This is a genomic window from Mesorhizobium sp. B2-5-3 (genome assembly GCF_006441005.1).
Classification (GTDB): Bacteria; Pseudomonadota; Alphaproteobacteria; order Rhizobiales; family Rhizobiaceae; genus Mesorhizobium.
Window position 1 is genome coordinate 655,523 of record NZ_VFUS01000001.1, and the last position, 26,232, is coordinate 681,754.

Below are 26,232 nucleotides of genomic sequence, written 5' to 3' on the forward strand. Positions count from 1 at the left end.
GTTCCGTGGACCCAGGCAAGGCCGGCGGGGCAGCGCCCCCCTCTGGCCTGCCGGCCATCTCCCCCCACGAGGGGGGAGATCGGCAGCTTCGCCTCTATTGCGTCAGCACCGTTTGCGAGGGGCGCTGGTTGAAGTCGCATTTGCCCATCACGGTGTAGAAGAAGTCGGCGTTGACGACGGGCGCCGGCACGGCGGAGCCGCCGTCTTCCCAGGCCTGGTAGCCTGTCTGGCCGCACGGCACGGCGGTGAAGATATCGACGGTCTGGCCCGTGGCGATTTCGGGCATGTCGGTCGGGCTGGTGCCGATATAGAGCCGGTTCGAGGTGTTCGGGTCGTTCGACCTGAGCGTGGTCGGCTGGGCCGGTTTGGCCGTCGCGGCGGAGGGCACGTCCATCTCCAGATAGAGCTGGTCCATCTGACTGACGTCGATGACCGCGCCGGCGCTGTTGGCCGGCGTGGTGGTGCAGACGGTCTGCCGCATGACGCCGTTGCCGTCGGTGCTGGTGATGGCGCCGGAGGGCGTGTTGTCGAAATTGGCGACCGTCGTGGTGTTGCACACCTGCTGCTGCACCTGGGTAAGCGTGGTGCCGCTCACGGTGGAGACGGTGGTGGTGCCATAGCCCTTGGGATCGCCGCCCTTGTTGTAGACATAGCTGATCTGCATCAGCTTCTGCTTCGTGGTCGAGCCGAATTGCGTGCCGTAGAGATACATCGTCTTGTCCCACCAGCCCGATGCCTTCTCGATCTTGAAGGTGGTCTGCACCAGGGCCGCCGCCTTGTTGACCGCCGAGGTGACGCCGACCGGCACGGTGTTGATCCTGGCGATCTGCATGAAGTCGGTCGGCATGGCGAAGCTCGCCGAGGCCTGCGCCGTGGCGGTGCCGTTGGACGCGATGGTGAAGCTCACCAGCGTGGCGGTGCCTTGCCCGCCATTGGCCGCAAAGGTGTCCCGAAGCATCTGTTGGCGGGTCGCCAGCGTCGTCGTCTTCGGCAGCGTGGTGATGGCCAGCGTCGCCGCGTCGAGCGCCTGCTGCATGTTGGACCGGGTCTGGACCGCCGATGTATAGTCGACCGAGAAGCCGACCACGGTGACCAGCGGCACCAGGCTGATGAAGAACAGCGGCATCATCGAGCCGCCGCGAGAGCGGGCGAACCTTCCTGCAAGCCCCGGCATTTTTTCTTACCCCAAAAAACGGTTACCTGCGGGGGAACTAACATGCGCCGGCAAACCGGGGTCTAAGAGGATCGTTCAAAGTTTAAGCATCCGGCCGTGCCCGCCGGCCGTTTCGGGCTTTTCCGCCCGGCTCACCGCTTTGTGATGACCGGGGGGCGCCTTGCGCCGCAAGCCTTGCCGCAGCAAGCCGCCCCTGCTAAAGCGCGCGGCATGAGCACGCCCCTCGACCACATCAGGAATTTCTCCATCGTCGCCCATATCGACCATGGCAAATCCACCCTTGCCGACCGCCTGATCCAGCTGACCGGCGGCCTGGAGCTGCGCGACATGAAGGAGCAGGTGCTGGACTCGATGGACATCGAGCGCGAGCGCGGCATCACCATCAAGGCGCAGACGGTGCGATTGAAGTACCGCGCCAACAATGGCGAGGACTATATCCTCAACCTCATCGACACGCCCGGCCATGTCGACTTCGCCTATGAAGTGTCGCGCTCGCTCGCCGCCTGCGAGGGCTCGCTGCTGGTGGTCGACGCCTCGCAAGGCGTCGAGGCGCAGACGCTCGCCAATGTCTACCAGGCCATCGACAACAACCACGAGATCGTCGTGGTGCTGAACAAGGTCGACCTGCCGGCCGCCGAGCCCGAGCGCATCCGTGAGCAGGTCGAGGAGGTGATCGGCATCGACGCCTCCAACGCCGTGCTGATCTCGGCCAAGACCGGGCTCGGCATTCCCGATGTGCTGGAGGCCATCGTCCACCAATTGCCGCCGCCGCGCGAAGGCGACGCGAGCGCGCCCTTGAAGGCGATGCTGGTCGACAGCTGGTACGACGCCTATCTCGGCGTCATCGTTCTGGTGCGTGTCATCGACGGCGTGCTGAAGAAGGGCCAGACCATCCGCATGATGGGCACCGGCGCCAAATACCTGGTCGAGCGCACCGGCGTGTTCACGCCCGCCCGCATCAATGTCGAGGAGCTCGGCCCCGGCGAGTTCGGCTTCTTCACCGGCTCGATCAAGGAAGTGGCCGACACACGCGTCGGCGACACCATCACCGAGGACAAGCGCCAGACCGCGCACGCCCTGCCCGGCTTCAAGCCGGCGCAGCCGGTGGTGTTCTGCGGCCTGTTCCCGGTCGACGCCGCCGATTTCGAAGACCTGCGCGCCGCGGTCGGCAAGCTGCGCCTCAACGACGCCTCCTTCTCCTACGAAATGGAAACCAGCGCCGCGCTCGGCTTCGGCTACCGCTGCGGCTTCCTTGGCTTGCTGCATCTGGAAATCATCCAGGAGCGGCTGGAGCGCGAGTTCAACCTCGACCTGATCGCCACCGCGCCGAGCGTCGTTTACCGGCTGCTCCTCAACGACGGCTCGGTGAAGGAGCTGCACAACCCGGCCGACATGCCCGACGTGGTCAAGATCTCGGCCATCGAGGAGCCGTGGATCCGCGCCACGATTCTCACCCCCGACGATTATCTCGGCGGCATATTGAAACTCTGCCAGGACCGGCGCGGCATCCAGGCCGACCTCTCCTATGTCGGCAAGCGCGCCATGCTGACCTACGACCTGCCGCTCAACGAAGTCGTCTTCGACTTCTACGATCGCCTGAAATCGATCTCCAAGGGCTACGCCTCGTTCGACTATCACCTCACCGACTACCGCGAGGGCGATCTGGTGAAGATGTCGATCCTGGTCAATGAGGAGCCGGTCGACGCGCTCTCCATGCTGGTCCACCGCACCGCGGCGGAAAAGCGCGGCCGCCAGATGTGCGAGAAGCTGAAGGAACTGATCCCGCACCATTTGTTCAAGATCCCGATCCAGGCCGCGATCGGCGGCAAGGTCATCGCCCGCGAAACCATCTCCGCCCTGCGCAAGGACGTGACGGCGAAGTGCTACGGCGGCGACGTGAGCCGCAAGCGCAAGCTCTTGGACAAGCAGAAAGAAGGCAAGAAGCGGATGCGCCAGTTCGGGAAGGTGGATATCCCGCAGGAGGCGTTTATCCAGGCGCTGAAGATGGGGGATTGAGGGGGCCTTATCTCGCTTCCTGCCTAATGCGCAACGTCTCTAACGGAAGCTAGACTGGGGAAATCTATGTGCAGCGGTATACCTCATCCCGAGGAGTTCAGGCGCCAGCACTTCTAATCGCGGTCAACGCAGATTTCGCTTTCTGAGTAAGGTGCCGCTGTTCATCGGGATCGATCGACTTCAAGACCCCGAAAATGCCAGCAATTGCCGGGTGATGCTGCACAAACTCGACAGGGTTCCTGATCGCTCGCTGAAGGTATCCGCGAGCCCAATTACGCCACTCGACGGGAAGATTAAGACCCTCATTGATCACTACCCCTGTGACATCCATTCTGTCGCCTTTGCCCAAGAATCGCGTTTTCTTAGGGTTCAGATCAAAACCGCTGCTCTCGACAAATGCAGTTACCTCTTTAAGAAATTCATTATCAATACGGGTCCGAGCCGAAAAAGTAAGGTCGTCCGCATATCTAGTGTATGTGATGTTCCTCGCCGCGGAGAGTTCTGAGACAGTTTGGTCGAAATTATCAAGAATGAGATTTCCGATCAGTGGACTCGTGGGCGCGCCGGTCGGAGCTTCGTCGTCCAGAGACGTTAGCCTCGCAAGAAAGTCTGAGCCAGCGGCGCTGTAACCAAGATTGCGGAAAACACCTACTATCATCTGCGCCGTAATACTGGGAAAGAATCTCGATATGTCGAGGTTCAGCAAATGCTTAGCTCCGGCATGCGCCGCCGCGTTGGTAATGTAGCTTCGGCCTTTGCGAAAGCCGTGAACTGCTTCCGCCATTTCTTTTGTTATTAGGATATTGTCATTAATCCACCACTGCATGACCTTGAGATATGTCTTTGGCGTTCGTATAATTCGGTTGGTTCCATCGGCTTTCTTTAAAATAAACGTTCGGTAATGAAATCGAGGCCTATGCAGTATTTGCCGTATTATGGAAGGGGAAATTCCGAGATAAGACGCTAGATGAATTTCGTTCTCCAGGTATGGTCTACCAGTCCGGTTCGCGAACGCGCCTGCGGCCTCACTTTCCTCAGGGAAAGAGGCTCGCGCAAACGCTAGGTAGTCGTCAATTCGTGGGGAATTATAGTAAGAACGGGGCGGCATTCGACAACACCAATCCTGAGATTGCTTAGTGCGTGCTTTGTAAGAGGCGCTCGAGAACTCCGCTCGTGGCTGCAATGCAGCCATTCTCGAGCGGCTCTTACAAAGCACGCCTTTTTACACGCAAGACCTGAAAGCCAGGACACTGATTCAGTGTCCTATCTAGTGCCGCCCCGCGAATCGATGATATTGTTTGCGTTGCGTCTTCATCAAGAACAATCTCGCGTTGTCCAAAGTTCTTTCGTTTACAAGTCGCGCAACTATTCCCATACCTTTCGCATCCAGCACGAAAGTGCCCTTCCTGACGTCAACAAGGAGGCCATCTCTCCTCATTTTTTCATGGACTGTGGCAACGATAGTTCGGACGCTATCCGTCACCTCAATACCCCAGATTTCCGTATACGCTTTCAAAATGTCCTGCACTCGCGCAGGTTGAATAATTCGCAGCGCCACCAAATATAGTTCGGAGGTAGAAAGTTCACGCTCGGCCATAGAGCTTCTCTATTCGAATCTTTGCGGCTATCGTCTCCATAAATGTGTCACAAATTTCTAGGACGCCGTCTTTATCCACATAGGGATGATAGTGCACCGTTGCGTGATTTGTTCGTGCAAACTTAATGACGCCGTCATTGATGTAATTAAGCTCTCCCTCATATTTTTTATCCACGACTATGAGCATATCTTCACATAGGTCTCTCTGTGAAACCCAATCGCCAATTTCACAGAAAGATCCGGGGCTTGATGGTAGCGCGATTAGTGCATCCGAATGATTTAAGATGTAATGACGCTCGTATAACACCGCGTTATTCAACGGCCCATACTCGGCTTTCCCAGTTTCCCGCAGCTCATTATCTTCGCCTAAATAAATTGTATGCCCCCTCGCTACGAGCGAGTGAAAGAGAAAATATCTCAGCCGACTTGCATCGGTTGCATCGTTAATTGCAGTATCGGCCGCATCAACGGTAACGATATATGGTCCTGCGAGGAAAACGTCGAATTCTTCTGCCGCTCGTGCCGCTTTATCAATCGCCTGTGCAGCTGCGACTTTTCGTAATTTGTTAAATACCGACACGTGCACACAGCCTCAGTTTTGCCGACGCTATTTGTATCGCGATGGGCAAGTCAAGCGATTACCGAGCAATTGATGTGGAAGGCGGGTTGCATGACATTCATTCACGTGTCTTCTGTAAATTGCTGTTTGGCGGTCGATCGCAACTGCAAAGCCAGAACGGTGGCTGGCCATTTCAGAACGTCTCGCCATGGAGTATCGTCTCCCCACCTGGGGAGACGTCAAATGCGGCCCACTTCGGACACCGTCGCCGCGATCGGCCTTACGATCGGCGGCGCTTTCGGTATCGTCGGTACCTTCGTCGCCAGCAACCCGCTGCGCGAAAACGCTTTGGCTGATCGACGGGGCTAGGCTCCTGATGGCGGCTCACTGCTGGCGATAAATTATACGCGGCTGACAATGATTGAGTGGTGGCTGGGTTTCTAACCTTCTGCCGGTGAGACCTACTCATGGCCGGCGATGCGGCGAGGCTGAGGGCCTGCGTGCCCTCCTGTCTCGGCGGCATCTCGCTTGGGCAGCGGAGCTCGTCATGGTCAGCGAGCCCAGCACTTCGCGCTCTGGATGCGGCTCATCGCGCTTTGAGCGCGCTTTAATTTCAGGCGTCGGCGCCGCCCCTCATCTGGCTGCCGCCATCTTCTCCCCGTAAAACGGGGAGAAGGACGCGGTTGTCACCGCTTTCGCCAATCGCCAGCGTTGCAGGGATGAAGCCGGCGTTGCGGTCAGCTTGCCTTCTCCCCTTGTGGGAGAAGGTGGATCGGCGCGCAGCGCCGAGACGGTTGAGGGGTGCGTGACGGAGTGAGGCGTTGGGATTTTCTGGTTTGGTTCAGTGGTTGTTGACGTGGCCCCAAGCTGGAACACCCCTCATCCGACCTCGCTTCGGGGCGAGCCACGGGTCTCGCCCCGTCCTTCGGACCCCACAAGGGGAGAAGGAAGAACCAGCGTTGGCGCCGCCTTACCTGACGGTCGAGCGGCTAGCACTGGAGATGCTGATGGGGCGGCAGGATGGCGCTGGTTCCTCGCCCCACGCAGTGGGGGCGAGGAAATCAGGTCGGCGCTGGCCTCACACCTCCAGCCACACCTTCTCGAAATGCTGCTCCAGGGCCTGGTGCTGTTCGCAGCCTTCGACGCCTTTGCGATACGTCCGATAGACCGAGCGCCAGTAGGGTTGGATGATGATGCCGCTGTCTCGCAAATTCTTCTCGATGCCGGCCATGATCTCCTTGCGCTGGGCGGCGTCGGGGGTGGCGAGCGCCTTGTCGAGCAGTTCGTCGAACTCCTTGTTGGCGTAGGCGCTTTCGTTCCAGGCGGCGCCGGATTTGTAGGCCAGCGCCAGCACCTGGACGCCGAGCGGGCGGCCGAGCCACTCGGTGCAGGAGAAGGGATATTTGCTCCAGTCGTTCCAGAAGGTGGCGGCGGGCAGCACGGTGCGCTTGATCTTGAGGCCGGCCTCGCGCATCTGCGCGGCTATGGCGTCGCCGGTGCTCTTTTGCCATTCGACGTCGACCGAGATGAGCTCGTATTCATGGTCCGCCTTGCCGGACTCGGCGAGCAGCTTCTTGGCCGCCTCGACGTCGCGCTTGGCCGGGCCGATATCGGCATATTCGGGGTGCATGGGGCCGACATGGTGGTTGTCGGCGGGCTTGCCGCGGCCGCCGAGGCCGAGCGCCAGCACGGCGGAGTTGTCGACGGCGAGCTGGGCGGCGCGGCGCACCTTGACGTCGTCATAGGGCGCGTTGGCGACGTTGAAGCGGGCGACGATGGTGGAGCCGGTGGCGATCTCGGAATTCTTCAGGCCCATCTGCTCGGTCTGCGAGACGGCATCGGAGGCGGTTTCGTGGTCGGTGTCGATCTCGCCGGATTCGAACGCCGACAGCATGGCGTTGGGGTCGGAGCCGTAGTCGATCCACTGGATCCCATCCAGGTAGAAGTCGCCCTTCCACCAGGGCTTGTCCTTGCGCTTCACCTCGGCGCCCGTCTCGGCGTCCCACTTCACCAGCTCGCAAGGGCCGGTGGTGATCGAAAGCGCCTTCAGCGGATCGCCGTCGCCCTCATAGGAGCGGTGCATGATCAGCGCGGGATAATCGGCCATGCCGGCGATCAGGGAAATGTCGGGCTTGGGCAGGTTGAGCTTGATGGTGAAGTCGTCGACCTTCTCGATGCCGCCATCGACCACCTTCTTGGTGTCGGCATTGACCAGCGCGCCCATGCGCGCGGCGACCGAATTGCCGGCAACACCGGCTTCGCACCAGCGGGTGAGGTTGTGGACGACGTCGTCGGCGTTGAAGGCGTCGCCGTTCGACCAGGTGATGCCCTTGCGCACGTGCAGCGTGAGCGTCTTGGCGTCGTCGCTCATCTCCCATTTTTCGAGCAGCCAGGGCTCGAAGGAGAAATCGGTGTTCCAGCGCACGAGATATTCGTTGCAGTGGCGCGCGACGTTGGACATTTCGACGCCGTCGAAGGTGCGCGGATCCTTGAAACCCTTGACGTTCATGGCGACACGCAGTACGCCGCCCTTCTTGGGCTCCGCCGCGCGGGCGGGCGTGGGCGCCAGCCCGCCCAGGGCAAAAGCGCCGGCGGCGCTGACGCCGAGCCCGGCCATCAGCGCCAGATATTCGCGCCGGTTGATGGCGCCGCTCCTGAAATCCTCGGCGACGGGTTTGGCTTTCGGGTGCAGTTTCCTGCCGGTCAGCATGAATTTCATCGTCGTTCCCTCTTGTTGGGCGCCCGGCCGACCGCGTGCGCGGGGGCGAATGCGGCTCGCCGGACGCCATTGCCTGAGGGATGATAGGGCGAGCTTACGCAGCGGAGTGTTCTGGAATCCGCAGGACTTGTGCGCTGCTCCGCAGGAGGTTCGCATGAAGGGGGCGCGCGAAGGCCTTCACCTTCGTCATCCACGGGCCTGCGCGGCGTCGCTGCGCTCCTTGCTTCGCCCGTGGATGACGAGGTCACCCCCAGATCATCAGCGCGGCCAGCCCGACGATGCCGACCACCAGCCGCCACCAGCCGAACAGCGCATAGCCCTTGCGCGAGACGTAATCGAGCAGCAGGCGTACCACCAGCAGCGCGGTGACGAAGGCGGCGACGAAGCCGACGGCGATGATCGGCAGGTCGGCCGACGTCAGCACGTTGCGGTTCTTGAACAGGTCGAAGGCGAAGGCGCCGACCATGGTGGGGATGGCGAGGAAGAAGGAAAATTCCGCCGCCGCCCGCTTGTCGACGCCAAGCAGCAGCGCGCCGACGATGGTCGAGCCCGAGCGCGAGGTGCCGGGGATCAACGACAGGCACTGGAACAGACCGATCTGCAGGTAAAGCCGGGTCGGGAAGCGTTCGACGTCGCGGTACATAGGCTTGAGCTTCATGCGGTCGACGGCGAGCAACACCACGCCGCCGATGATCAGCATGATGCAGATCAGCCGCGGCGATTCGAACAGGATGGTCTTGATGAAATCATGCGCCAGCGCGCCGATGATGGCCGCCGGCAGGAAGGCGATGAGGATGCCGATGACGAAATGCCGCGTCAGCCGGTCATGCGGAAGGTCGAGCAGCATCTGCCACAAGCGCCGGAAATAGACGCTCAGAATGGCCAGGATGGCGCCGAGCTGGATCAGGATCTCGAAGGCCTTGCCGGTCGAGTGGAAGCCGAGAAAGTGGCCGGCGAGCAGGATATGGCCGGTCGAGGACACCGGAATGAACTCGGTCAATCCCTCCAGCAGACCGAGCAGCAGGGCTTCGACGATTGTCTGGCTTTCCATTGGCTACCTCGGCATTCGCTGGATGGGCTGACAGGGCTTGCTTGTCATGGCGCCGAACTCCCCCTATAGGTCGCAACACCCTGACGGCCCGCTTACCGGGCGGCCAAGACTTACCGGTGCGCCCGGCGATTCGCCAGTGTGGCAATCCGGAATTCGCCATACCCGGGAGGAGCGCGATGCGCGAATTCCGGATTCTGAGCCACACTGCCAACTTCAAGTTCTGGTGTGGTTTGAATTTGAAGTTCCTGAACGCGGATGCCGTTGAGGGGCCAGGAACTTCAAATCCAAACCACCAGTGCGCTTTATCATCGCGGAACCATGCTGACGCTTTTCCATCATCCCATGTTCGCCTCCTGCCGGTTCGTGCGCCTCGCTTTCGGCGAGTATGGCGAGGAGCTGGCGCTGATCGAGGAGAAGCCGTGGACGCGGCGCAAGGAGTTCTTGGCGCTGAACCCGGCCGGCACGCTGCCGATCCTTTTGGCCGAGGGCGACGTGCCGATCGTCGGCGCCACGGTCATCTCGGAATATCTCGACGAGACGCGCGGCGTCCTGAAGCGCGACAAGCGCCTGTTCGCCGAGGACCCGATGCAGCGCGCCGAGATCCGCCGGCTGACCGACTGGTATCTCCACAAGGCCGAGAGCGAGGTCACCCGGCATCTGGTGCGCGAGCGCGTACTGAAGCCGGTCATGCCGGAAACCGCCGGCGGCGGCTCGCCCGATTCGGCCGCCATCCGCGCGGCGCGGGCCAACATCCGCCAGCACATGAAATACACCAACTGGCTCGCCGGCACCCGCCACTGGCTGGCCGGCTCGAGGGTCACCTATGCCGACCTCGCCGCCGCCGCCACCCTGTCTGTGCTCGACTATCTCGGCGAGATCGACTGGCGCGAGCACACCGCCGCACGCGAATGGTACACGCGGGTCAAGTCGCGGCCTTCGTTCCGGCCGCTCTTGACCGACCGCGTGCGCGGCCTGTCGCCGGTGTCGCATTATGCGGACCTCGACTTCTGACGCCGCAAAACTGCGCGCGCTGATCGACGCGCAGGCGCGGCGCGCCGGTTTCGAGGCGGTCGCCGTCACCACCCCCGATGCGATCCCGCTCGCGCCGGCCCGGCTCGCCGCCTTTGTCGCGGACGGGTTCCACGGCTCCATGGGCTGGATCGCCGAGACGCTGCAACGCCGCAGCGAGCCGTCAAGCCTGTGGCCGCAGGTGCGTTCGATCGTCGTGCTGGCGATGAACTACGGGCCGGACCACGATCCGCGTGACCTGTTGGCCAGGCGCGACCGGGGCGCGATCTCGGTCTATGCGCAAAACCGCGACTATCACGATGTGATGAAGGGCCGGCTGAAGGAAATCGCCGGCAAGATCGTGGCGCGGGCGGGAGGCGACGTCAAAGTCTTCGTCGATACCGCGCCCGTCATGGAAAAGCCGCTGGCCGAGGCCGCCGGGCTCGGCTGGCAAGGCAAGCACACCAACCTGGTCAGCCGGCAGCACGGTTCCTGGCTGTTCCTCGGCACCATTTTCACAACCGCCGAACTGGTCCCCGACATGCCGGAGGAGGACCATTGCGGCTCCTGCCGCGCCTGCCTCGACGCCTGCCCGACCGATGCCTTCCCGGCGCCCTACCGGCTCGATGCGCGGCGCTGCATCTCCTATCTCACCATCGAGAACAAGGAGCCGATCCCGCATGAATTCCGCGAGGCGATCGGCAACCGCATCTATGGCTGCGACGACTGTCTCGCCGCCTGCCCATGGAACAAGTTCGCCAAGGTGGCGTCCGAGGCCAAGCTCGCCGCGCGCGACGATCTACGCGAGCCGGCGCTGGCCGATCTCCTGCGGCTGGACGACACGGCGTTTCGCGCCTTCTTTTCCGGTTCGCCGGTCAAGCGCATCGGCCGCGACCGCTTTGTCCGCAACGTGCTGATCGCCGCCGGCAATTCCCGCGATGCCGGGCTTGCCGGCGCCGTGCGCGCCTTGCTCGCCGACGCCTCGCCGCTGGTGCGGGGCGCGGCAATATGGGCGCTGGCGCGGCTGGTGCCGGAGGCCGAATATTGCGAACGCGCCGCAGCCGGCCTGAAAACCGAGAGCGACGCGGCCGTGCGCGAGGAATGGGCGCGGCCGGTTCCAGCCAGGGCGCCTGCATGAGTGAAAAGCGGATATTCATCTTCGGCGCCGGCTATTCGGGCAAGGCTTTTGCGCGCGCCAACCGGGATTCCGCCAGGACGGTCCGCGGCACGACGCGCTCCGCCGAGAAATTCGAGGCGCTCCGCCAGGCCGGCATCGCGCCGCTGCTGTTCGATGGCGCGCTGACCGGCGAACTCACCAACGCGCTGGCGACAACAACCCATCTGGTGATCTCGATCGCGCCCGAGGAGGCCGGCGATCCCGTGCTGAATGCCGCCCGCGAGGCGATCGTCCGGATGCCTGCGCTCGAATGGATCGGCTATCTCTCCACCGTCGGTGTCTATGGCGACCATGGCGGCGCCTGGGTCGACGAGACGGCGCAATGCCGGCCGGTGTCGAAACGCTCGGCGATGCGGGTGGCGGCCGAGCAGGATTGGCTGCGGCTTGGCCGCGAGATCGGCCGGCCGGTGGCGGTGCTGCGGCTCTCCGGCATCTACGGCCCCGGCCGCAACGCCCTGGTCAACCTGGAAAACGGCACCGCGCGGCGGCTGGTCAAGCCCGGTCAGGTGTTCAACCGCATCCACTGCGACGATATAGCCGGCGCGCTGTGGCATCTCATCGGGGATAATACGGGCGGCATCTTCAACGTCACCGACGATGAGCCCGCGCCGCCGCAGGACGTCGTGGCCTATGCCGCCGCGCTGATGGGCATCACGCCGCCGCCCGAAATTCCCTTCGAGGCCGCCCAACTTTCGCCCATGGCGCGGTCCTTCTATGGCGAGAACAAGCGCGTCGCCAACGCGGCGCTCAAGGCGGCGGGCTACCGGTTCCGCTTCCCGGATTACCGCGCCGCCTTCGACCATATGTGGGCAAGCGGCGACTGGCGCGACGGCGCGCCGCGCAGCCCGATGAAACGCTGACGCATTCCGTGACACGGTTTCGGGCCGGAATGCGTCGGAAAAGAAAACAGGGCGGTTGACCGGTTTGTGAAAAACGGAACCGCTCCGGCGATCGAAGCAACGTCCATTGCGTGCTATGATTCGGGCTTGGGTTTGCGGCGGGGGTTCATGGAGACAGCGATGCGGCTCGGCAAGCGTTCACAGCTGGCGGCGGCTTTTGGCCTGCTCGCCCTCACAAGTCTCGCCGCGCGGCCGGCAATGGCCGAGGAACGCGCAAAGGACCTGTTCGGCGCCGAGAGACTGCCGGCGGCGACCGCGCCGCAATCCTTCGGCTTCTACTCCAAGGGCTGCTTTGCCGGCGGCGTCGCCATCCCCATGGACGGCCCGACCTGGCAGGTGATGCGGCCGTCGCGCAATCGCCGCTGGGGCCATCCGGCGATGATCGCGCTGGTCGAGAACCTGTCGCGCGATGCCGTCGCCGACGGCTGGCCGGGCCTTTTGATCGGCGACATCGCGCAGCCGCGCGGCGGCCCGATGCTGACCGGCCATGCCTCGCACCAGATCGGGCTCGATGCCGACATCTGGCTGACGCCGATGCCCAGCCGGCCGTTGTCGATGGCGCGGCGCGAGACGATGAGCGCCACCTTGATGGTCGACGAAAAGACGCATCTGGTGAAGGACGCGCTGTGGACGTCGGCGCATACGCGGCTTTTGAAGCGCGCGGCGAGCTATCCCGAGGTCGAGCGCATCCTGGTCAATCCCGGCATCAAGAAGAAACTCTGCGACACCGTCAGGGGCGACCGCTCCTGGTTGCGCAAGATCAGGCCGTTCTGGGGCCACGACTATCACTTCCACATGCGCATCGGCTGCCAGCCGGGCTCGCCCAACTGCAAGGCGCAGGAAGCGACCCCGGCCGACGATGGCTGCGGCAAGCCGCTGGCCTGGTGGTTCACGCAGGAACCGTGGCGGCCCAACAAGAACCCGGACGCGCCCAAGGCGCGCGACCTGATGACCATGGCGAACCTGCCGAGAGAATGCCGCGCCGTGCTCGACGCGCCCGGGCCGGCTTCGGTCGAGGCCGCCACCTACCACGGCGGCGCCGTGCCGGTCGCGGTCGCCGCGCCCGAACCCGAGGCGCCGTCGCTGCCCGCCACCGCGGCCAGCGGCACGGCCGGCCTGCCAGGCATGGTGAACGCCTTCACCGCGACGCCCGAGATCGGCGTGCCGGTGCCGCGGCCACGGCCGGGAAACTGACCGCGTCAGTTGACGCCCCGGCGCTTCGCCGCCGTTCATCGTTATCCCGCGAGCAGGAGGGCCGGCATTGCAAACGCAGGATATAGGCCTTCGCCGCGTCGTCCGGTGGGTGGCCCTTCTGAACCTGGGCTACTTCATCGTCGAGTTCGCCGTGGCATCTGCGATCGGCTCCGTGTCGCTGTTCGCGGACAGCGTCGATTTCCTGGAAGATGCCTCGCTCAATTTGCTTATTCTCGTTGCCCTGGGCTGGGGCGCACGCAGCCGCGCAAGGGTCGGCATGGCTCTGGCGGCGATTCTTCTGGTGCCTGCCTTGGCAACGCTCTGGACGGCTTGGGTCAAGTTCAACCTGCCGGTCGCGCCGTCGCCGCTGCCGCTGTCGCTTGCGGGCGCCGGGGCTTTGGCCGTGAACCTGTCTTGCGCGTTCATGCTGGCGCGCTTCCGCCATCACGGCGGCAGCCTGACAAAGGCCGCGTTCCTCTCCGCGCGGAACGACGCCTTTGCCAACGTCGCTATAATCGCCGCGGGCCTTCTCACCGCCGTGATCTGGCATTCTGCGTGGCCCGACCTGATTGTCGGCCTGGGAATTGCCGCCATGAACGCCGATGCGGCCCGCGAGGTCTGGTCCGCTGCCCGCGAGGAGCACAAGGCGGCAGCCTAGTCGCGGCCGTTCACCTCATAAATTGGTCGTGCGCACCATCGGTTTCGAAAACCGTTTCCCTTTTCAAACTCATGCGCTAGTCAACGGGAGAACGGCAATGGGCCGTCGGGCGCCGGGGACGGACGAGAAAGCATGCCAAACACAGGCGACGACGACACGGCGCTGCGGTTCCCGATCCTGATCGGCGACATCGGCGGCACCAATGCGCGCTTCTCGGTCGTGCTCGACGCCAATTCGGAAGCCGGCGAGCCGGCGATCGTCCAGACCGCCAGCTACAACACAATCGACGAGGCGATCCAGGCGGCGGTGCTCGACCGCTCCTCGGTCCGCCCCAATTCAGCGGTGCTGGCGGTGGCCGGCCCGGTCGATGGCGACGAGATCGAGCTCACCAATTGCCCGTGGATCGTCAAGCCCCGGCAGATGTTCGCCAGCCTTGGGCTCAGCGACATTGTCGTGCTCAACGATTTCGAGGCGCAGGCGCTGGCCGTCGTGGCGCTCGGCGAAGAGCACATGGAAAAGATCGGCGGCGGCGCGCCGGAGCCCAATGCAGGCCGCGTGGTGCTCGGTCCCGGAACCGGGCTCGGCGTCGCCGGGCTGGTGCACGCGCTGCGCCACTGGATCCCGGTGCCCGGCGAGGGCGGCCACATGGACATCGGCCCGCGTTCTAGCAGGGATTTCGAGGTCTTCCCGCATATCGAGAAGATCGAGGGCCGCATTTCGGGCGAGCAGATCCTGTGCGGACGCGGCCTGGTCAACGTCTACCGGGCGGTGGCCAAGGCGGACGGCAAACCGTCGCCCTTCACCACGCCGGCCGAAATAACCGCAGCGGCACTTGCCAGGACCGATCCGGTCGCGCAGGAAGCGCTGGAGATCTTCGTCACCTGTCTTGGGCGCACCGCCGGCGATCTCGCCTTGGTGTTCATGAGCCGCGGCGGCGTCTTTCTCACCGGCGGCATCGCGCAGAAGATCGTGCCGGCGCTGAAACAGGGCAATTTCCGCGCCGCCTTCGAGGACAAGGCGCCGCACAGCGAATTGATGCGCACCATGCCCGTCTATGTCATCACCCATCCGCTGGCGGCCCTTCTGGGCCTCGCCGCCTATGCCAGGAACCCTTCGCTGTTCGGCGTGCAGACCGCGGGCCGCCGCTGGCAGGCCTAGGCTGGGTCGCATGACGGACCAGGCGTCCGTCCGGTCCCGCGACGAAGTTAATCAGCCGCGGGCATAGGCAAGCCGGCCGCTTGGCGCTAAGAGGGGCGCCAGAAGGGATGCTGTGTGCAGCCCGGTCTTGCCAAGCGGAAACCACGAAGCGCTCCCGATTTGACACTCCAAGCTCCACATAAGCAGAAAGCCACTCCCGGCGAGGTCTGGGCGGTGCTGCGCCGTATCATCGCCGAGAACGGCCGCGACTACCTTTGGTCCTACATCTTTGCCGGCGCCTGCCTGCTGGCGGTATCCGCCACGACCGCCTTCACCGCCTGGATCATGAGCCCTGTCGTCAACCAGATCTTCTACGAGCGGCGCGGCGATCTGATCGTGTGGATTTGCGCCGGCGTCATGGGCGCCTTTCTCGTGCGCGGTTTCGCCGGCTACGGCCAGGCGGTGACGCTGGCGACCGTCGGCAACAATCTGGTTGCGCGCTACCAGCGCCGCATCTTCGATCACCTGATGAAGCTCGGCGTCGGGTTCTTCAACGACACGAGATCGGGCCGGCTGGCGGCGCAGGTCAACGAGAACGTCAACGGCATTCGCGACCTGCTGTCGATGACGCTGACGTCGATCGCGCGCGACGGGGTGACGCTGTTCGGGCTGCTCGGCGTCATGATCTACCAGGATCCGGTCCTGTCGCTCAGCTCGCTGGTGATCGGGCCGCCGCTCATCTACACCGTTGTCTACCTGATGCGCCGGGTGCGCCGCATCACCCGCGAATCGGTGCAGATCAACTCGCGGCTGATCGGCGCCATGCAGGAAGCCACGCAAGGCATCGCCATCGTCAAGGCCTTCACCATGGAGGACGAGCTGTCGCGGCGCATCAGCCAGCTCGCCAACAGCGCCGAGCACCGCGGCAACAAGATCGCCCGCGTTTCGGAACGGCTGTCGCCGATTTCCGACATGCTGGCCGGTCTCGCCGTCACCGGCGTCATCGCCTACTCCGGCTATCGTGCGCTCGTCCTCGGGCAGCCGCCGGGCGCCGTCTTCTCCTTCATCACCGCGCTGATGCTGGCCTACGACCCGGCAAGGCGGCTGGCGCGCATGCAGGTCGGCATGGAGCGCGCGTTGGTCAATGCGCGCATGATCTACGAAATCCTCGATCTCGAGCCGCAGCAGGGCGATGCGCCGGGAGCCGCCGAGGCCAATTTCACCACGGGCGAAGTGCGGTTCAACAATGTGAGCTTCCGCTATGTCGAGGAGGCACCGGTCCTGCAGGACCTTAGCTTCGTCGCCGCCGCCGGCAAGATGACCGCCATCGTCGGCGCCTCCGGCGCCGGCAAGACGACGCTGGTGGCGCTGCTGCAGCGCTTCTACGACGTCGAGTCGGGTACGATCGAGATCGACGGCCAGGACATTTCGAAGATCACCAAGCAGTCGCTGCGCAGCTCCATCGCCTATGTTTCGCAGCAGCCCTATCTGTTCGAAGGCACCATACGCGACAACATCCGCTATGGCCGGCTCTCCGCCACAGACGCCGAGATCGAGCAGGCCGCGCGGCTGGCCCAGGCCGACGGCTTCATCCGCCAGCAGCCGCTGGGCTACGACACGCCCGTCGGCGAAAACGGCGCGTCGCTGTCGGGCGGCCAGCGCCAGCGTGTGTCGATCGCCCGCGCCATCGTCCGCCAGGCGCCGATCCTGCTGCTCGACGAGGCGACCTCGGCGCTTGACAATGAGGCGGAAGCCAAGGTCCAGGAAGCGCTGACCCACGTCATGGAGGGGCGCACCACCATCGTCATCGCCCACCGGCTGTCGACGGTGGTCAATGCCGACCACATCATCGTGCTGGAACAGGGTCATCTGGTCGAACAGGGCACCCATGCCTCGCTGATGGCCGACCCGCACAGCGTCTATTCCCGCTTCCACCGGGTGCAGGGCAGGAAGGGCCTGGGGCTTGTCGATGACGGCGCGCCACCCCAAACTCCGGCGCCAGGGCCGACGCAACCTATCGAGACGCACGGCATCGCCGGGAGCGCGAGATGAGTGAAACGCCGACAGCCGACAGACCCGCGGGCGATATGGGCCTGGTGGTGGTGGGCGCCGCCGGCCGCATGGGCCAGACGCTGATCCGCGCCATCCACACAATGCCGGGCGCACGCGTCGCCGGCGCGATCGAGCGGCAGGGATCGCCCTATCTCGGCAAGGATGCAGGCGAGCTTGCCGGCATCGGCATCATCAATGTGCCGATATCGGACGATCCGCTGCCGGCCTTCGCCGGGGCGGACGGCGTGCTCGATTTCACCGCGCCGGCTGCAACCGTCGAATTCGCCGGCTATGCGGCGCAGGCGCGCATCGTCCATGTCATCGGCACGACCGGCTGCTCGGCCGACGACGATGCCAGAATCGCCGCCGCGGCGCGCCATGCGACGATCGTCAAGTCGGGCAATATGAGCCTCGGCGTCAATCTCCTGGCGGTGCTGGTCGAACAGGCCGCGCGCGCCCTCGACGCCGGGGATTTCGACATCGAGATCCTCGAAATGCATCACAGGCACAAGGTCGACGCGCCGTCCGGCACCGCTCTGCTGCTGGGCGAAGCCGCCGCCGCGGGGCGTGGCGTGCCGCTTGCCGGCAACGATGTGCGCGTCCGCGACGGCCACACCGGCGTGCGCAAGCCGGGCTCGATCGGCTTCGCAACCCTGCGCGGCGGCTCGGTGGTCGGCGACCACAGCGTCATCCTGGCCGGCACCGGCGAACGCATCACGCTCGCCCATCATGCCGAGGACCGCACCATCTTCGCCCGCGGCGCCGTCAAGGCAGCCCTGTGGGCGCATGGCAGGAAGCCCGGCCTTTACTCGATGCGGGACGTGCTCGGGCTTGCCTGAAACGATCCTGGACCGTTTTCATCCCCATGCAATTCCGGACAGAAAACCGCTTCCCACTTCTGCTGGAATTGCTCAGATCCCAGAGGAGCAAAAATGTCGAGAACCCTCGTGCTCGTGCGCCACGGCCAGAGCGAATGGAATTTGAAGAACCTGTTCACCGGCTGGCGTGACGTCGACCTGACCGAACAGGGCCACGCCGAGGCCAAGGCAGCCGGCCGGAAGCTCAAGGCACGCGGCCTGAAGTTCGACATCGCCTTCACCTCGGCGCTGGTCCGGGCGCAAAAAACCTGCCAGCACATTCTTGACGCCGTCGGCCAGAGCGACCTGAAAACCGTCCGCGACCAGGCGCTGAACGAGCGCGACTATGGCGACCTCTCCGGCCTCAACAAGGACGACGCGCGCAAGAAATGGGGCGAGGAACAGGTGCATGTCTGGCGCCGCTCCTACGACGTGCCGCCCCCCGGTGGCGAAAGCCTGAAGGACACCGGCGCCCGCGTCTGGCCTTATTACCTGCACGACCTCCAGCCGCATGTGCTGCGCGGCGGCACGGTGCTGGTCGCCGCCCACGGAAATTCGCTGCGCGCGCTGATCATGGCGCTGGACGGCAAGTCGGGCGAGGAGATCGTCAAGCTGGAGCTCGGCACCGGCGTGCCGGTCATCTACACGCTCAACGCCGATTCCACCGTGGCGTCGAAGGAAGTGCTGGAGGGCTGACCGGTCCGGAGCCGGCAGTCGGAGGCTGCGGCTCTTGCCGGGCATGGCCTTTTGTGAAAGCCGATTCCACCTTTCGGGATCATGTTCCAAAAACCGCGTTGACACACACCGCTTGCCCGCTTATTGAGCCCGCACCAGCCCAGATGGCGGAATTGGTAGACGCGCACGGTTCAGGTCCGTGTTCCGCAAGGAGTGGAGGTTCGAGTCCTCTTCTGGGCACCATTTTTTCCCGACTACCAACGGGATCAATTAGACAAGCCTTTTCAATTCATTGCGCTCGCCCTTGTGTGTTAAAAAGGTGTGCATCAATGCATTTCCGGTTGGTTCGACCCGTGAAGCGAAACGGCACCATCAATCAGCAATTCAACCAGCGCATTCCGGCTGATGTGCGGGACCATGCGGTAGGCATGACGCTCCACATTCCGGTAGGTCCGCAGATCGTAAGGAAAACGATCACCCACGAGAATCACGCTATCCGCGTGTCGCTGCGGGCCTCTACGCCAAGCGAGGTGAAGAGCCGGCAGGCGCAGGTGGTCGGTTATCTGGAAACCGTTTGGCAAGGGCTTCGCGATGCTCCCATGGTTTTGTCGCACAGGTAGGCCGTGGCGCTCTCCCGCGACGTTTACGGATGGAATTCTCTGGCGGAGATAGACCCGGAGCTGTCTGACGCGGAGAGCGCCTTCACGGGAGAGATCGGTGGCGGAGTCTACAAGAATGCAATGGCTAGACTAGAGGGGCGTTGCGGACAACAGCGCCGGGCAGGGGGCGCAAAAGCGAGGCACTTTTAGACAATCCAATAAGGGCGGAGCGAAGGCAGAGAGCACGGGGGGAACCCCGCCGTCCTCTACGGTTTTGGCAACTCAGGCATGTGCCCCCTGAAATTTCATTCCGGTACCCTCTATTGCCCGCGAAGGTAGGCCGAGCATTCATCCCGCCTTAAGATCGAAGCCTCCAGCTTCCCGAACGAGACCATGAGCGGTCATGGTGACAAATGTGTTCGTCACGTTGATACTGCCGGTGGGTTTGAAGGGGAGGTTTCCTTGCGCGTGCTACGACGTCATCCGCCTACACCGGAGCAAATCAATATAGTCAGGAGGATTCAACAAGGTGTCTCGTTAATACGTGGATCAGCCGGCAGCGGGAAGACCTCGACTGCGCTCACCGCACTCCGTGCGACAACCGGCACCACTGTAAATCAGCTGAGGAACGAAGGGGCGCTCCCTGCGAATGTTCTAGTCCTCACTTACTACAACTCCCTCCGTGGCTACATAACCGCCGTCGCAGAGGTTGAGCTGGCGGATTACGCGGATGACGCGCAGCTAGTTATAATGACATTCGACAAATGGGCGTTTGCAACGTTGGGGTGGCGCGGGCACCTCGATATCGTAGCGTGCGAGAACCAGCTTCTGGCACTCTGCTTCCCGTTTCCGAGGGACACGAATTTCGCTATCGACGAGGCGCAGTACGTTCTCGGTCGATTTAGACCCAACGCTCTGGATGAGTACTTGGTCCGGCCACGAACTGGGCGAGGTAACGCACCTAGCATGGATCGCCCTATGCGCCAGCGGTTCCTCGACGAGGTTGTGCGACCTTACCTGGAATGGAAACGGGCGCGCGGCGCTCGGGACTTTCATGATCTATCGTTCGCGATGGCGGATGCAGTCCCCTCGGTGACATACGATGTGATCGTGATCGATGAGGCTCAAGATCTTTCCGCGAACCAAATCAGAGCCGTTATGGCTCACGCTGCACCTGGCGCAACGATAACAATCGTGACAGATACGGCTCAGAGAATTTATCCGAGAGGTTCTCCTTGGGCCGAGGCGGGGGTCCTCCTGCACCCAAACCGCAGCTTTCGGTTGACAAGGAATTACCGAAATACCCGCCAAACCGCTTCATTAGCCGCAGCCCTGGCCAGCGGCTTGGTGTTGGATGAAGACGGTAGCCTACCCGATCCGGCTTTGTGCACTCGTGACGGCCGGCTCCCGGTGTTTCTACTCGGCAGGTTTCGAGAGCAACTGAGATGGGTCGTAGACTGGCTGTCGACTGTCGACTTGGAGCGTGAAACCGTCGGTTTCCTTCACCTAAAGGGTGGAGGCTGGTTCGATGACATAAGGGAAGGCCTTTCGGACGGCGGCTTTGAGTACTGCGAACTACAAGGTGTGAATGAGTGGCCTGAGCACGGCCCCAACATCGGACTATGTACGTTTCACAGTGCCAAGGGTCTTGAATTTGATCACGTGGTGATGATCGGGCTTGCGCAGGAGAATGCATCTCACGGCGCCGAGATTGAGGACGACCGCTATGCTGCCCTAAGGAGGCTTCTGGCGATGGGTGTGGGAAGAGCCCGCGAGACGGTCATTTTGGGTGCAAAGCCGGGTGCCGAGTTAAGTGCGTTGCATTTCATCGCAGCGGACACGGTGGAGGTTATTCGCTTATGACAATTCCCGAACGGGTAGCTGAGCGGGGAGTGCAGGAAATAGTACACTTCACCACCAACCATGGGTGCCTCGGTAGTCTGTACACCAAGTTACTCCAATCCCGTCAGCAGCTGAGAGGCGACCCGCTGGTGGAGTACCTTTTCGAGCCTAACGTTGCGTTTCGAAAGGATACCGCGTTTGTTGACTACGTGAGCCTTTCCGTTTCGCACATCAACACCGACTTTTATCGCACATGCGCTGATTCCTGGCATCGGGATGAGCCCATTTTTTGGTGTATCATGTCGTTCGACCCAGCCGTCCTGGGGCATCCCGGCGTGATATTCGCCACCACAAACAACATTTACACCGGGGTCACCCGAGGGCAGGGGCTAGCCGGCTTCGACGGTATGTTCGCAAAAACAATCACACGATGGCACGGCAATGTTGTACACCGGGCTAACCACTTACCTGCAAATCTTCCGACATGCACTCAAGCAGAGGCACTCGTCCCCACTGCCGTGTCGACCGATTATCTTCAACGAATTTACGTCCAATCTGCCAACGATCAGTCCGAAGTAGTTGGATTCACGAAGGCGACCTTTCACCGCGACATCGACGTCGTAGTTGATCCAGCCAAATTCGGTTCACGCATATGACGACAGACACCCAACGAAAAGTTACCCAGTCGGCGCTTTGGGCAGCATATGGTGATGCTCTGGGTTTCATAACTGAACTCGCAGATGCGGATCGTATTTTGTTTCGTTCTGGCCATCGGGAAATCGAACGAACGGTTAGCTGGCGAAGGAAAGTGGGAAGCCGGCCGGGGGTCACAGTCGAATTTCCAGCCGGCACTTACTCAGACGACACCCAACTAAGGCTAGCTACTTCGCGAGCAATACGGGCCGATGGCTCATTTGACGTCGCCGCCTTTGCGAAAGTCGAACTTCCAGCTTGGTCGAACTACGCTTTGGGAGCCGGGCTTTCTTCCCGCGAGGCAGCAGCTAATCTAGCCCGCACGTCCGCCACTTGGTACTCGAACTTTTTCTCAAGTCGCCGCTCGGATTATCTCAATGCTGGAGGTAACGGTGCGGCCATGCGGATACAACCTCATGTCTGGAGCATGCCTTTAAAAACGGGCTCTGAGCAGCTCACGTTGAATGTAATCAAGAACACCATATGCACTCATGGCCATGCTCGCGCTATTGTCGGCGCTTGCTATCACGCTCACGTGCTTCACTTTGCGCTGGCAAACGCACGCCCTCCAAAAGCCCAGGAATGCTTCCAGATCGTCGAGCGGTTTTCGAACCTGACCGATATCGTCACCAGCGACCAAGACCTTAGGTTACTTTGGCTTGGGCAATGGGAAAGTAAGGTGGGTAAGCGGTTTGCGGACTGCGTAAACGTTGCCTTGTCGGAAATGCAAGACGATCTAGAGCGCGTCGCTTCTATAGAACTTGGCGAGCCGGAGCAAATGTATCACACGGCTTTGGCACAGCTGGGCGCCTTTGACGACGCGACGCGAGGGTCGGCTACCAAGACGTCCATTGCGGCTTCATTCTTATCTGAAGTGTATGAAGCTGGCTCTCCGGAGCACGCTTTGACAACCGCAGCCAATTCTCTTGGCTCTGACACAGATTCGATTGCGACGATGGCCGGCGCGATCCTGGGTGCTTGTACCCGCGAAGCACTAAAGCATCCTCTTCAAGACAGGAGGCATATTGAAGCTGACGCACAACGGCTAGCTGCAACTGCGGAAGGTATCTCTGTCCCAACATTTGGTTACCCCGACCTTCGGGGCTGGAAACCAGAAAGAGCCGCCGTGGACGCAATACTCGCGACAAAAGACGGCCTTGTCTTGAACGGCATAGGCCGGCTCACGGTGCTCAGTTCCGAAAGCTACCAAGAAAGTGACGGGATTTCGCTGCGCTGGTTTCTGCTGAACGGCGGGCAAACCATCCTTGGGAGGACCCGTGACGTCCCCACCTATTCGGAAGATGCATCCGATAACGTGGTTTCCGCCAGAAGCTCAGTTGAGGCAGGAAAGAAGCGGAAGATTCTATCACCAAAGCTCAAGAACCTTTTTGCAGACAGGACTTCGGAACGTCCCCGGAGTACCGCGAACCCGGACCAGCAAGGAACTCCAGAACCTACCTTGAACGAAACTCTTCAGATGGTCATCGCTAGCAAATTTGATGCTCGCCTTATCGGCGAGGCGCTGCTGGAACAAGCTGATGCCGGCCACCCGGACTTCGTTGAGAGGGGGATTGCGATGGTCGCAAATATTTTGACCGCCTACGAGGCTCGTGGGAGAAAGCGCGGGTGACGCAGCTTCAAAGTTGTGGAGCAGCGCTGTGTTGCATCTTCTCGACGCAGTTCGATTTTTTGTGAAGAATCAAGGAGGAGGAGGCTTGAGAGCGCAATCCTCTTCGGGGCACCAAATTCCCGTCTCTGAACCGTTCGACGGTTCAGAGACCCAACAAAAAAAACCCGGTTCGTCCGGGCTTTTTTTGTTGCCCGTGCGACCGATCGCATCGTCATTCCTGCCAACAGAAAGCCGCAGGGATTTGCCCGACATCATGCGCACGCCCGCCGGGAAACGTGCGCTGTCGATGGCCGTGCCCTTATCGCACGGAGCCTGTCACCGTCCGGTCGACGGCGGGAACGGATTTGCGGTCGTTGCCGGCAAGTGCGGCGATGATCAGCAGGCTGGCGACGACCGGGACGAACAGGACCGCCACGCGGGCTTGCACGTAAAGAATGGCGCGCCATTCATTGCGCTTGTCAGGGCTGTCGCTCATCATACACTCTCTGTCATGCCCCTCCCGGGCGCTGACATAGCGACGAACGGTTAAACAACCCCTTCCGAAATCGTTAATCGGCGGGAATTGCGCGGGTTCAGTTCAATCCGATCCGCTTTGCGCCTTGCCTGAACAATGCCTCCGCGTCCGCCTCGAAACGGAACGTGCCGATGAAATCGTCGGCGCGGTAGTCCGGCAGCGCCTTGCGGAGGGCGGCGGCGAAATTGCGTGCCTCGTCGAGCCGCCCGGCCAGCGCCAGGCAGTGTGCTGCTATCGCCAGGATGATGGCGTGGGCATTGGGCCGCGCCGCCGCCTTCAGCGCCCATTCTGCCGCTTCCTCGAACTGGCCGAGCCGCACATGCGACATGGCGCGCGCGCCCAGCATGCCGAACAGCAGCGGGTCGAAAGGGCTGAGATGGCGCGAATGGTCGGAGGAGCCGATCGCCGACTGCGGATCGCCTGACTGCGAGTGGACGAAGGACAGCGCATAGTGGCCGAGCGCGAAATTGGGGCTGAGCTCCACTGCCCGTTCCAATTCGAAGAGCGATCCGTCCTGTTCGCCGCGCAGCCACAGCGCCCGGCCCATCGCCCAGTGCGCGGCAGGGTTCTGTTCGTCAACCAGGAGACTGTGCCCCGCTGTCTCGTAGGCCAGCGCGCTTTCGTGGTCGCGGTCGCCCCAGCGCTGGAAAGCGCTTTGCCAATGGGTGAAGGACAGGCCGGCATGGGCGCGGGCGAAGGTCGGGTCGAGCGCCGTCGCCACGCTGAAGAAATGCTGCGCCAACTCGTTTTCCGGCTGGGTGAAGCGATACATGTGCCAGAGGCCGCGGTGATAGGCCTCCCAGGCGTTGAGCGAGTTGGGTGCCTTCAGCATGGCGCGGTTGCGCTCGACCGTCTCGATCTCGGCCGAGATAGACGAGACGATCGCGTTGCCGATATCGTCGAGCACGCCGAAGAGGTCGTCGGCCCGGCGCTCGAAGCTCTCGGCCCAGACGATCCTGGCCGTGCGAACCTCGATGAGCTCGACGGCGATGATGACGCGGCCGGCCACGGTGCCCACCGTGCCGGTGGCGACATAGTCCACATTCAGCTGCCGCCCCGCTTCCTGCGGCGCGATGTTTTTCTCGGCGAGCGCGAAGACCGAGCCGCGCGCGATGACGAAGAAATCCCTGAGCTTGGCCAGACGCGTGATGATGTCATGGGTCAGGCCGTCGGCGATCCCGCCGCGCGTGCCGCAAGGGCCGGCAGTCTCGACGAACGGCATCACCGCCAGCGAGGCGTGGCTGGGCTCCACGCCCGCCGGAGCGGGCGACGGCGGCGATGCCGCGATGCCGGCGGGCTGCGCCGAAAGCCGATCTACCGCCGGCCGATCTATCGACGGCCGATCTTCCGCTGGCCGATCTTCCGCTGGCTTGTCGCGCAGCGCCTGCCAGGCCGCGCGCACCGGTCCGAAGTCCAACCCTTCCGATTGGAACAATTGCGCCGTCGCCGTCAGGTGCTGCTCGGCCGCGCCGATGGCGCCGCGCCCGGCCAGATGCGTGAGCAGCGCCAGATGCGCGCGGCCGTCGAACGGCGCCAGCTCCACCCACCGGTCAAGACCGGCTGCTGCCGCCTCCGAACCGGGCGGAACCGCCGCGACCAGGTGCTCCAGCACGGCGGCGTGAGACGACTGGAAGCGGCGGCGCTGCGCGATCAGCCAACTCTCGAAAAACGGACTGCGGTCGAGCTCCAGACCGTCGAGAAAGTCGCCGGCGAACAGCTCCGACAGCGATCGCAGGCGCTCCGCGTCGAGCGAGGCGATCCCTTGCGCGGCGGCGGCGCTAACCTCCAGCGCGTCGACGAAACAGCCGTCGAGGCGCAATGCGACCGTGTCGTCCTGTGTCTCGACCCGACGGTGCCCCGGCTCGTCGAGGACGGCGCGAAGCTTGCTGAGGCACCAACGCAACTCGCCCCTGGGGTCGTTCGGAACATCCCACAAGAGCTCGCACAGCCGAGCGCGTCCGACCGGATGCGGCGCCAGCGCCAGATAGGCAAGCAGCGCGCGCAGCTTGCGCGATGCCGGCAATTCGGCCCGCACGCCATCGCGCACGACCGCGAACGGCCCGAGCAGGCGCACGGCAAGAGCGGGCTTGCCGCGATCCAGGCTCGGTCGAGCGGATTCCACGTGCATTTCCACGCTTGCTCCCACGCTTCCTCCCACGTTGGCCGGTCGGCCCTCGTTTA

22 protein-coding genes and 1 tRNA gene are annotated in these 26,232 nt (G+C 62.8%); 16 read left to right on the forward strand and 7 right to left on the reverse strand.

The window, feature by feature from the left end:
• Positions 1–94: 94 nt before the first annotated feature.
• The gene (locus FJ867_RS03450; protein ID WP_140816540.1) at positions 95–1,174 is read right to left on the reverse strand and encodes a TadE/TadG family type IV pilus assembly protein; all 1,080 of its coding nucleotides are present in this window, start codon (positions 1,172–1,174) and stop codon (positions 95–97) included.
• A 210-nt stretch (positions 1,175–1,384) separates the two neighbouring features.
• Between FJ867_RS03450 and lepA the strand changes: the two genes are divergently transcribed.
• A complete protein-coding gene (gene lepA, locus FJ867_RS03455) occupies positions 1,385–3,190 on the forward strand; it encodes a translation elongation factor 4 (protein ID WP_140554696.1) in 1,806 nt (601 codons plus the stop codon).
• Between the two features lie 97 nt (positions 3,191–3,287).
• Here lepA and FJ867_RS03460 read toward each other — a convergent pair whose 3' ends face one another.
• Together FJ867_RS03460 and FJ867_RS03465 are read right to left on the reverse strand one after the other, a co-directional pair.
• Positions 3,288–4,382, reverse strand: coding sequence for a reverse transcriptase domain-containing protein (locus FJ867_RS03460; protein ID WP_140816542.1), 1,095 nt, complete (start codon positions 4,380–4,382; stop codon positions 3,288–3,290).
• 391 nt (positions 4,383–4,773) lie between these two features.
• Positions 4,774–5,367 (reverse strand): hypothetical protein, encoded by a 594-nt coding sequence (locus tag FJ867_RS03465; protein WP_140816544.1) that lies wholly within the window; start codon positions 5,365–5,367, stop codon positions 4,774–4,776.
• A 222-nt stretch (positions 5,368–5,589) separates the two neighbouring features.
• Between FJ867_RS03465 and FJ867_RS29255 the strand changes: the two genes are divergently transcribed.
• Positions 5,590–5,715 (forward strand): hypothetical protein, encoded by a 126-nt coding sequence (locus FJ867_RS29255; protein WP_263486335.1) that lies wholly within the window; start codon positions 5,590–5,592, stop codon positions 5,713–5,715.
• A gap of 709 nt (positions 5,716–6,424) precedes the next feature.
• Here FJ867_RS29255 and FJ867_RS03475 read toward each other — a convergent pair.
• Together FJ867_RS03475 and FJ867_RS03480 are read right to left on the reverse strand one after the other, a co-directional pair.
• Positions 6,425–8,065, reverse strand: a complete 1,641-nt coding sequence (locus FJ867_RS03475; RefSeq protein ID WP_140816548.1) for an ABC transporter substrate-binding protein — start codon at positions 8,063–8,065, stop codon at positions 6,425–6,427.
• 244 nt (positions 8,066–8,309) lie between these two features.
• Positions 8,310–9,116, reverse strand: a complete 807-nt coding sequence (locus FJ867_RS03480; protein WP_140524368.1) for an undecaprenyl-diphosphate phosphatase — start codon at positions 9,114–9,116, stop codon at positions 8,310–8,312.
• 318 nt (positions 9,117–9,434) lie between these two features.
• Here FJ867_RS03480 and FJ867_RS03485 point away from each other — a divergent pair, with 318 nt between their 5' ends.
• The 14 genes from FJ867_RS03485 (at position 9,435) to FJ867_RS03550 (ending at position 23,537) form a co-directional block, all read left to right on the forward strand.
• On the forward strand, positions 9,435–10,127 hold the full coding sequence (locus FJ867_RS03485; RefSeq protein WP_140491712.1) for a glutathione S-transferase family protein: 693 nt from the start codon (positions 9,435–9,437) through the stop codon (positions 10,125–10,127).
• Positions 10,108–11,262: a tRNA epoxyqueuosine(34) reductase QueG gene (gene queG, locus FJ867_RS03490; protein ID WP_140580298.1), complete on the forward strand. Its 1,155-nt coding sequence runs from the start codon at positions 10,108–10,110 to the stop codon at positions 11,260–11,262. Before FJ867_RS03485 ends, queG begins: the two co-directional genes overlap by 20 nt.
• The gene (locus FJ867_RS03495) at positions 11,259–12,161 is read left to right on the forward strand and encodes an SDR family oxidoreductase (protein WP_140816550.1); all 903 of its coding nucleotides are present in this window, start codon (positions 11,259–11,261) and stop codon (positions 12,159–12,161) included. The genes queG and FJ867_RS03495 overlap by 4 nt, the downstream gene beginning before the upstream one ends.
• A 147-nt stretch (positions 12,162–12,308) precedes the next feature.
• Positions 12,309–13,394: a penicillin-insensitive murein endopeptidase gene (gene mepA, locus FJ867_RS03500; RefSeq protein WP_140816552.1), complete on the forward strand. Its 1,086-nt coding sequence runs from the start codon at positions 12,309–12,311 to the stop codon at positions 13,392–13,394.
• 67 nt (positions 13,395–13,461) lie between these two features.
• A complete protein-coding gene (locus tag FJ867_RS03505) occupies positions 13,462–14,052 on the forward strand; it encodes a cation transporter (protein ID WP_140524360.1) in 591 nt (196 codons plus the stop codon).
• Between the two features lie 132 nt (positions 14,053–14,184).
• A complete protein-coding gene (locus tag FJ867_RS03510) occupies positions 14,185–15,210 on the forward strand; it encodes a glucokinase (protein ID WP_140524358.1) in 1,026 nt (341 codons plus the stop codon).
• Positions 15,211–15,369: 159 nt separating this feature from the next.
• Entirely contained in the window at positions 15,370–17,241 is a 1,872-nt protein-coding gene (locus FJ867_RS03515; protein ID WP_140816554.1) for an ABC transporter ATP-binding protein, read from the forward strand.
• Positions 17,238–18,080, forward strand: coding sequence for a 4-hydroxy-tetrahydrodipicolinate reductase (gene dapB, locus FJ867_RS03520; protein WP_140514168.1), 843 nt, complete (start codon positions 17,238–17,240; stop codon positions 18,078–18,080). Before FJ867_RS03515 ends, dapB begins: the two co-directional genes overlap by 4 nt.
• A 93-nt stretch (positions 18,081–18,173) precedes the next feature.
• Positions 18,174–18,794, forward strand: a complete 621-nt coding sequence (locus FJ867_RS03525) for a 2,3-bisphosphoglycerate-dependent phosphoglycerate mutase (protein WP_140662534.1) — start codon at positions 18,174–18,176, stop codon at positions 18,792–18,794.
• Between the two features lie 137 nt (positions 18,795–18,931).
• Positions 18,932–19,016 (forward strand) — tRNA-Leu (locus FJ867_RS03530).
• 86 nt (positions 19,017–19,102) lie between these two features.
• Positions 19,103–19,393 carry a hypothetical protein gene (locus tag FJ867_RS03535; protein ID WP_140816556.1) on the forward strand — a complete coding sequence of 97 codons (291 nt, stop codon included), beginning with the start codon at positions 19,103–19,105 and terminating at the stop codon, positions 19,391–19,393.
• A gap of 372 nt (positions 19,394–19,765) precedes the next feature.
• Positions 19,766–21,235, forward strand: coding sequence for a UvrD-helicase domain-containing protein (locus FJ867_RS03540; protein WP_140816558.1), 1,470 nt, complete (start codon positions 19,766–19,768; stop codon positions 21,233–21,235).
• Positions 21,232–21,870 (forward strand): DarT ssDNA thymidine ADP-ribosyltransferase family protein, encoded by a 639-nt coding sequence (locus FJ867_RS03545; RefSeq protein ID WP_140816560.1) that lies wholly within the window; start codon positions 21,232–21,234, stop codon positions 21,868–21,870. Before FJ867_RS03540 ends, FJ867_RS03545 begins: the two co-directional genes overlap by 4 nt.
• A complete protein-coding gene (locus FJ867_RS03550) occupies positions 21,867–23,537 on the forward strand; it encodes an ADP-ribosylglycohydrolase family protein (RefSeq protein ID WP_140816562.1) in 1,671 nt (556 codons plus the stop codon). Before FJ867_RS03545 ends, FJ867_RS03550 begins: the two co-directional genes overlap by 4 nt.
• Before the next feature lie 298 nt (positions 23,538–23,835).
• On the opposite strand, the gene FJ867_RS03555 is transcribed toward FJ867_RS03550, so the two are convergent.
• Both FJ867_RS03555 and FJ867_RS03560 read right to left on the reverse strand, forming a co-directional pair.
• On the reverse strand, positions 23,836–24,012 hold the full coding sequence (locus tag FJ867_RS03555) for a hypothetical protein (RefSeq protein ID WP_181165187.1): 177 nt from the start codon (positions 24,010–24,012) through the stop codon (positions 23,836–23,838).
• Positions 24,013–24,109: 97 nt separating this feature from the next.
• A complete protein-coding gene (locus FJ867_RS03560) occupies positions 24,110–26,179 on the reverse strand; it encodes a transcriptional regulator (RefSeq protein WP_140816665.1) in 2,070 nt (689 codons plus the stop codon).
• Positions 26,180–26,232 lie beyond the last annotated feature (53 nt).